The organism is Citrobacter sp. Cpo089 (genome assembly GCF_030332695.1).
GTDB classification, from domain to species: domain Bacteria; phylum Pseudomonadota; class Gammaproteobacteria; order Enterobacterales; family Enterobacteriaceae; genus Citrobacter; species Citrobacter portucalensis.
This window is the reverse complement of the sequence record NZ_JAOWHJ010000049.1, coordinates 1-6,892: the sequence shown is the minus strand read 5'-3', so window position 1 is coordinate 6,892 and position 6,892 is coordinate 1. Positions and strand designations below refer to the sequence as shown.

Below are 6,892 nucleotides of genomic sequence, written 5' to 3'. Positions count from 1 at the left end.
GGGTGGATCAGGGTAACAACCATTTTGATGTTGTCGCCCGGCATTACCATCTCTACGCCTTCCGGCAGTTCGATGGTACCAGTCACGTCAGTAGTACGGAAGTAGAACTGCGGACGGTAGCCTTTGAAGAACGGAGTATGACGGCCGCCTTCGTCTTTGGACAGAATGTACACTTCAGATTCGAACTTGGTGTGCGGCTTGATAGAGCCCGGCTTAGCCAGTACCTGACCACGTTCGATTTCTTCACGTTTGATACCACGCAGCAGAACACCAACGTTCTCACCAGCACGGCCTTCGTCCAGCAGTTTGCGGAACATTTCAACGCCAGTACAGGTAGACTTAGCAGTCTCTTTGATACCAACGATTTCAACTTCTTCACCAACTTTGATGATACCGCGCTCTACACGACCGGTAACAACGGTACCACGACCGGAGATGGAGAATACGTCTTCGATAGGCAGCAGGAACGGCTTGTCAATCGCACGCTCTGGTTCTGGGATGTAAGAATCCAGGAAGCCAGCCAGTTCGATGATTTTCGCTTCCCACTCTGCTTCGCCTTCCAGCGCTTTCAGAGCAGAACCACGAACGATCGGAGTGTCGTCGCCCGGGAAATCGTACTGAGACAGAAGTTCACGAACTTCCATTTCTACCAGTTCCAGCAGCTCTTCGTCATCAACCATGTCGCATTTGTTCAGGAACACGATGATGTACGGAACGCCTACCTGACGACCCAGCAGGATGTGCTCACGAGTCTGCGGCATCGGGCCGTCAGTCGCAGCAACAACCAGGATCGCGCCGTCCATCTGCGCAGCACCGGTGATCATGTTTTTAACATAGTCGGCGTGGCCCGGGCAGTCTACGTGTGCGTAGTGGCGAGTCGGGGTGTCATATTCAACGTGAGAAGTGTTGATGGTGATACCACGAGCTTTTTCTTCCGGCGCGTTATCGATCTGGTCGAATGCACGAGCAGCACCGCCGTAGGTTTTAGCCAGAACGGTAGTGATTGCAGCGGTCAGCGTTGTTTTACCATGGTCAACGTGGCCGATAGTACCGACGTTAACGTGCGGTTTAGTACGTTCAAATTTTTCTTTAGACATCGATTGTCCCTCTAAGACACGGATAAATCGGTGATATCACCACATCAACCAGGCAATATACCTGAGCTGTTGAATGCTTTTAAAAGTAAACAGAGAGAAACGGGAAGGAGAAGTGAAGTGGTGCTGATACCCAGAGTCGAACTGGGGACCTCACCCTTACCAAGGGTGCGCTCTACCAACTGAGCCATATCAGCACGTCTGGAGCGGGCAGCGGGAATCGAACCCGCATCATCAGCTTGGAAGGCTGAGGTAATAGCCATTATACGATGCCCGCATCCTGAAACTCGGCTACCCAGTTCTTTCTGCAACAAAAAAGAGATCTCTCTCTTTTCTGTTCGAGCTGATTAATTTTTTAATCAACTCAGGCGGCGATAACGCTGCCAGAAAGTGGTGGTGGGGGAAGGATTCGAACCTTCGAAGTCTGTGACGGCAGATTTACAGTCTGCTCCCTTTGGCCGCTCGGGAACCCCACCGGACTTGATGGTGCCGACTACCGGAATCGAACTGGTGACCTACTGATTACAAGTCAGTTGCTCTACCTACTGAGCTAAGTCGGCATCAAGTAGCGCGCATTTTATGGAGACATGCGCACTCATGCAACTAAAAAATTGCATAAAATGTTCTATCGCTCACATTTTGCACTATACGACCGATAAATAATCTATTTCCTCTTTGGATTGGACAAATTTCCAACGTCAGGTGCCTCCTCAGAGAGGAATTTTGCTCCGGCAGGTACGCTTTGATAGAGAGAAAGCACATCTTTATACATCTGGAATACTCGTCACATTGCATTTCAGAGGATGATTTTTTCTTATTATTCCCCCCCATCTGGTGTTACCCTCCTGCCCATTGTCCAAATTAACTGAAATGTGCGTGCCATTGCGTACCGGGGATGATTTCGTTTTTTACCGCAGACCTGATATAGCAATGACAGCCAGACCATGCGTATGAGTATAAAAGAGCAAGCGTTAACGTCGCCTTACCTACAGTTTGATCGCAACCAGTGGGCTGCGCTTCGTGATTCCGTGCCGATGACCCTGACCGAGGAAGAGATTGCTCGTCTTAAAGGCATTAACGAAGACTTATCGCTGGAAGAAGTTGCCGAGATTTATTTGCCTCTCTCGCGTTTGCTAAACTTTTACATCAGTTCGAACCTGCGACGTCAGGCCGTGCTGGAGCAATTTTTAGGCACGAATGGCGAGCGTATTCCTTATATTATTAGCATTGCTGGCAGCGTCGCCGTCGGTAAAAGTACGACTGCGCGTGTTTTGCAGGCTTTGCTCAGTCGCTGGCCCGAGCATCGCAAGGTCGAGTTGATTACTACCGATGGCTTTCTCCACCCTAACCAGGTATTGAAAGATCGTGGACTGATGAAGAAGAAAGGCTTCCCCCAGTCCTATGATATGCATCGCTTGGTTAAATTCGTTTCCGATCTGAAATCAGGCGTACCTAACGTCACGGCGCCGGTCTATTCCCATCTCATCTATGATGTGATCCCTGATGGCGACAAAACCGTTGCCCAGCCCGACATATTAATACTCGAAGGGCTAAATGTATTACAAAGCGGGATGGACTATCCTCACGATCCGCATCATGTATTTGTTTCTGACTTTGTCGACTTTTCTATTTATGTTGATGCGCCAGAAGAATTACTCCAGACGTGGTATATCAACCGTTTCCTGAAATTCCGTGAAGGGGCGTTTACCAACCCGGACTCTTATTTCCATAACTATGCAAAATTATCAGAAGATGAGGCTATCAACACCGCCACATCGTTATGGAAAGAGATTAACTGGCTGAATTTAAAACAAAATATATTACCAACGCGTGAGCGAGCAAGCTTAATCATGACGAAAAGTGCCAATCATGCCGTTGAGCAAGTCAGGTTGAGAAAATAAATAAAGAAGGGGAGCAACAGCTCCCCTTCTTATTACTCAGCGCTTCTTAGCGATATTTCTCCACCCATCCAGGGTTTGATCTCGCCTTTTTGTTCAAGCAATAATGCACCTTGCGCGTCTATTCCACGTGAGATGCCAAATATTTCTTTATCACCAATAATAAGTTTAACCGGACGGTCGATAAAGTTATCCAGTCTCTTCCAGCGAGACAGATACGGCGCTAAACCTTCGTGCTCAAAGAGCACTAACGCAGCACGCAACTCACGTATCAGTCGGGCAGCAAGGGTATTGCGATCAATGTTAATGCCCGCTTCCTGCAGGTTAATCCAGCCTTGATTAACCACATTTTCTTCAACCCGGCGCATGGACATATTAATACCCGCACCGATAACAATCTGCGCGGCATCCCCTGTCTTACCGGTCAGTTCAACCAGGATCCCTGCCAGCTTACGGTCGAGCAAATAGAGGTCGTTGGGCCATTTTACACGTACCTTCTCTGCGCCCAGATCGCGTAAAACCTCAGCCATGACGATACCAATAACCAGACTCAGGCCAATCGCGGCAGCCGGTCCTTGTTCCAACCGCCAGAACATTGAAAGGTACAGGTTGGCACCAAACGGTGAAAACCATTTGCGACCACGGCGGCCGCGCCCGGCTTGCTGATATTCAGCGACACAGGCATCCCCTGACTCCAGTTGACCTATTCGGTCCATCAGGTACTGATTGGTTGAGTCGATAACCGGCAGGACTGTGATATTTCCACCATCCAGTTGAGAATGAATAAGTGAAGCATCTAATAGTTGGATAGGCTCCGGTAAGCTGTATCCTTTACCTGGAACAGTAAAGACATCAACCCCCCAGTCGCGTAACGTCTGGACATGCTTATTGATTGCGGCACGGCTCATTCCCAACTTTTCACCGAGCTGCTCACCGGAATGAAATTCGCCGTCAGCGAGTAATGAAATAAGCGTCAGAGGGACGGTATTATCCTTCATGCAATGATCTCCACAGCATTCATTTCACCCTGCGGGCCAATAAACCGGACCTCTGGTTCGAGCCAGACATTAAATTTCTCACCGACTTTTTGACGTACATGATGTGCAAGTTGCACCACATCCTGACTCGTCGCATTGTCTGCATTGATTAGCACCAGTGCCTGCTGTTGATGTACCGCTGCGCCACCAATGCGCATGCCTTTTAGCTGGCATTGATCGATCAGCCAGCCTGCTGCCAGTTTCACAGAGCCATCAGCCTGCGGGTAATGAGGTGCTGTTGGGAATTTTGCCAGGAGCTCCTGCGCAATCTCTGCGGTGACAACCGGGTTTTTAAAGAAGCTTCCTGCATTACCGTTTACTTTCGGATCGGGCAGTTTTGTCGTGCGCATATGGCAGACAGAATCAAAAACTTGCTGAGGCGTCACCGTTGTAGGATCCAGGCGCGTCAGATCGCCATAGGTCAGTACCGGATGCCACTGTTTAGACAAGCGTAAACCAACAGCAATAATTGCGAAGCGATCCTGGTATTCATGTTTGAAGATGCTGTCACGATAACCAAAACGACATTCTGCTGCACCAACACGCAGATATTTGCCAGTCGACAGCTCAACGCAGTCTACGTATTCGCAGACGCGCTGTAGCTCTACGCCATAGGCACCTATATTCTGGATTGGCGATGAACCCACGCAGCCTGGGATAAGCGCCAGATTTTCCAGCCCAGGCATACCAAGCTGCAACGTATGCTGGACCAGATGATGCCAGTTTTCACCCGCACCTACGTGCAAATGCCACGCATCAGGTTGTTCTGTAATCTCAATACCCTTAATACGATTGACGATCACCGTACCCTGGAAGGTATCAAGAAACAGGACGTTACTCCCTTCGCCCAGGATCAGTACTGGATGATGCGATGCATTGGCTGATTGCCAGGCATTCAGCAATTGTTGTTCATTTTCGGCGCAGACAAGTTCATTCGTTTGCTGATCGATACCGAAGGTGTTCCAGGCTTTAAGGGAGTGATTCATAGACGCTTTCCTGATGCAAAATCGCGCCTAGTTTACCGCATATGCCGCAGGAAGGCTTGTGTTATGGAGGTTCAGGATATTGCTTTGCACCCGATGGTGCTGCGATGTGATGCGCCTGATGCGCTGCGCTTATCAGGCCTACAAAATACGTTCAGCCCGGCCCCTGCAGGCCGGATAAGGCGGCACGCCGCATCCGGCGGTTTTCATCCCGCGCAGACGCAAAAAAGCCCATCCGGCAGGATGGGCTTCTTCACTTTAATTAATGCCTGGCAGTTCCCTACTCTCGCATGGGGAGACCCCACACTACCATCGGCGCTACGGCGTTTCACTTCTGAGTTCGGCATGGGGTCAGGTGGGACCACCGCGCTACAGCCGCCAGGCAAATTCTGTTTATCAACACGCTTTTGCATGTCAATCTAATCTGTAATCAGGCTGAATATTGTCTCTGTCTTTCGCCAAAACATCTTCGGCGTTGTAAGGTTAAGCCTCACGGTTCATTAGTATCGGTTAGCTCAATGTATCGCTACACTTACACACCCGACCTATCAACGTCATCGTCTTTAACGTTCCTTCAGGACTCTCAAGGAGTCAGGGAGAACTCATCTCGGGGCAAGTTTCGTGCTTAGATGCTTTCAGCACTTATCTCTTCCGCATTTAGCTACCGGGCAATGCCATTGGCATGACAACCCGAACACCAGTGATGCGTCCACTCCGGTCCTCTCGTACTAGGAGCAGCCCCCCTCAATTCTCCAGCGCCCACGGCAGATAGGGACCGAACTGTCTCACGACGTTCTAAACCCAGCTCGCGTACCACTTTAAATGGCGAACAGCCATACCCTTGGGACCTACTTCAGCCCCAGGATGTGATGAGCCGACATCGAGGTGCCAAACACCGCCGTCGATATGAACTCTTGGGCGGTATCAGCCTGTTATCCCCGGAGTACCTTTTATCCGTTGAGCGATGGCCCTTCCATTCAGAACCACCGGATCACTAAGACCTGCTTTCGCACCTGCTCGAGCCGTCACTCTCGCAGTCAAGCTAGCTTATGCCTTTGCACTAACCTCCTGATGTCCGACCAGGATTAGCTAACCTTCGTGCTCCTCCGTTACTCTTTAGGAGGAGACCGCCCCAGTCAAACTACCCACCAGACACTGTCCGCAACCCGGATTACGGGTCTACGTTAGAACACCAGCCATTAAAGGGTGGTATTTCAAGGATGGCTCCATGCAGACTGGCGTCCACACTTCAAAGCCTCCCACCTATCCTACACATCAAGGACCAGTGTTCAGTGTCAAGCTATAGTAAAGGTTCACGGGGTCTTTCCGTCTTGCCGCGGGTACACTGCATCTTCACAGCGAGTTCAATTTCACTGAGTCTCGGGTGGAGACAGCCTGGCCATCATTACGCCATTCGTGCAGGTCGGAACTTACCCGACAAGGAATTTCGCTACCTTAGGACCGTTATAGTTACGGCCGCCGTTTACCGGGGCTTCGATCAAGAGCTTCTCCTTACGGATAACCCCATCAATTAACCTTCCGGCACCGGGCAGGCGTCACACCGTATACGTCCACTTTCGTGTTTGCACAGTGCTGTGTTTTTAATAAACAGTTGCAGCCAGCTGGTATCTTCGACTGATTTCAGCTCCATGGGTAAACCACTTCACCTACATATCAGCGTGCCTTCTCCCGAAGTTACGGCACCATTTTGCCTAGTTCCTTCACCCGAGTTCTCTCAAGCGCCTTGGTATTCTCTACCTGACCACCTGTGTCGGTTTGGGGTACGATTTCGTGTTACCTGATGCTTAGAGGCTTTTCCTGGAAGCAGGGCATTTGTTACTTCAGCACCGTAGTGCCTCGTCATCACACCTCAGCGTTAA

4 protein-coding genes, 4 tRNA genes, 2 rRNA genes and 1 pseudogene are annotated in these 6,892 nt (G+C 50.1%); 2 read left to right on the top strand and 9 right to left on the bottom strand.

The features are described 5' to 3' along the window. The 5 genes from tuf to OGX92_RS08825 form a co-directional block, all read right to left on the bottom strand. A partial coding sequence (gene tuf, locus OGX92_RS08845; protein WP_118262821.1) for an elongation factor Tu occupies window positions 1–1,097 on the bottom strand: 1,097 nt, incomplete at its 3' end. 118 nt (window positions 1,098–1,215) lie between these two features. Then, a tRNA-Thr gene (locus tag OGX92_RS08840) sits at window positions 1,216–1,291 on the bottom strand. A gap of 5 nt (window positions 1,292–1,296) precedes the next feature. Then, a tRNA-Gly gene (locus OGX92_RS08835) sits at window positions 1,297–1,371 on the bottom strand. A 114-nt stretch (window positions 1,372–1,485) separates the two neighbouring features. Beyond that, a tRNA-Tyr gene (locus OGX92_RS08830) sits at window positions 1,486–1,570 on the bottom strand. Window positions 1,571–1,578: 8 nt separating this feature from the next. Then, window positions 1,579–1,654: transfer RNA gene (locus OGX92_RS08825), tRNA-Thr, on the bottom strand. Between the two features lie 19 nt (window positions 1,655–1,673). Between OGX92_RS08825 and OGX92_RS08820 the strand changes: the two are divergent. Together OGX92_RS08820 and coaA are read left to right on the top strand one after the other, a co-directional pair. Then, window positions 1,674–1,754: pseudogene (locus tag OGX92_RS08820) on the top strand (hypothetical protein); the annotation flags it as partial. 290 nt (window positions 1,755–2,044) lie between these two features. Further along, the gene (gene coaA, locus OGX92_RS08815; protein WP_003031107.1) at window positions 2,045–2,995 is read left to right on the top strand and encodes a type I pantothenate kinase; all 951 of its coding nucleotides are present in this window, start codon (window positions 2,045–2,047) and stop codon (window positions 2,993–2,995) included. 32 nt (window positions 2,996–3,027) lie between these two features. On the opposite strand, the gene birA is transcribed toward coaA, so the two are convergent. The 4 genes from birA to OGX92_RS08795 form a co-directional block, all read right to left on the bottom strand. After that, on the bottom strand, window positions 3,028–3,990 hold the full coding sequence (birA, locus tag OGX92_RS08810; protein ID WP_063942104.1) for a bifunctional biotin--[acetyl-CoA-carboxylase] ligase/biotin operon repressor BirA: 963 nt from the start codon (window positions 3,988–3,990) through the stop codon (window positions 3,028–3,030). Continuing rightward, window positions 3,987–5,015 (bottom strand): UDP-N-acetylmuramate dehydrogenase, encoded by a 1,029-nt coding sequence (gene murB, locus OGX92_RS08805; RefSeq protein ID WP_063942103.1) that lies wholly within the window; start codon window positions 5,013–5,015, stop codon window positions 3,987–3,989. Before murB ends, birA begins: the two co-directional genes overlap by 4 nt. Window positions 5,016–5,279: 264 nt before the next feature. Next, window positions 5,280–5,395: ribosomal RNA gene (rrf, locus tag OGX92_RS08800) — 5S ribosomal RNA — on the bottom strand. 96 nt (window positions 5,396–5,491) lie between these two features. Beyond that, window positions 5,492–6,892 (bottom strand): 23S ribosomal RNA (locus OGX92_RS08795); the annotation flags it as partial.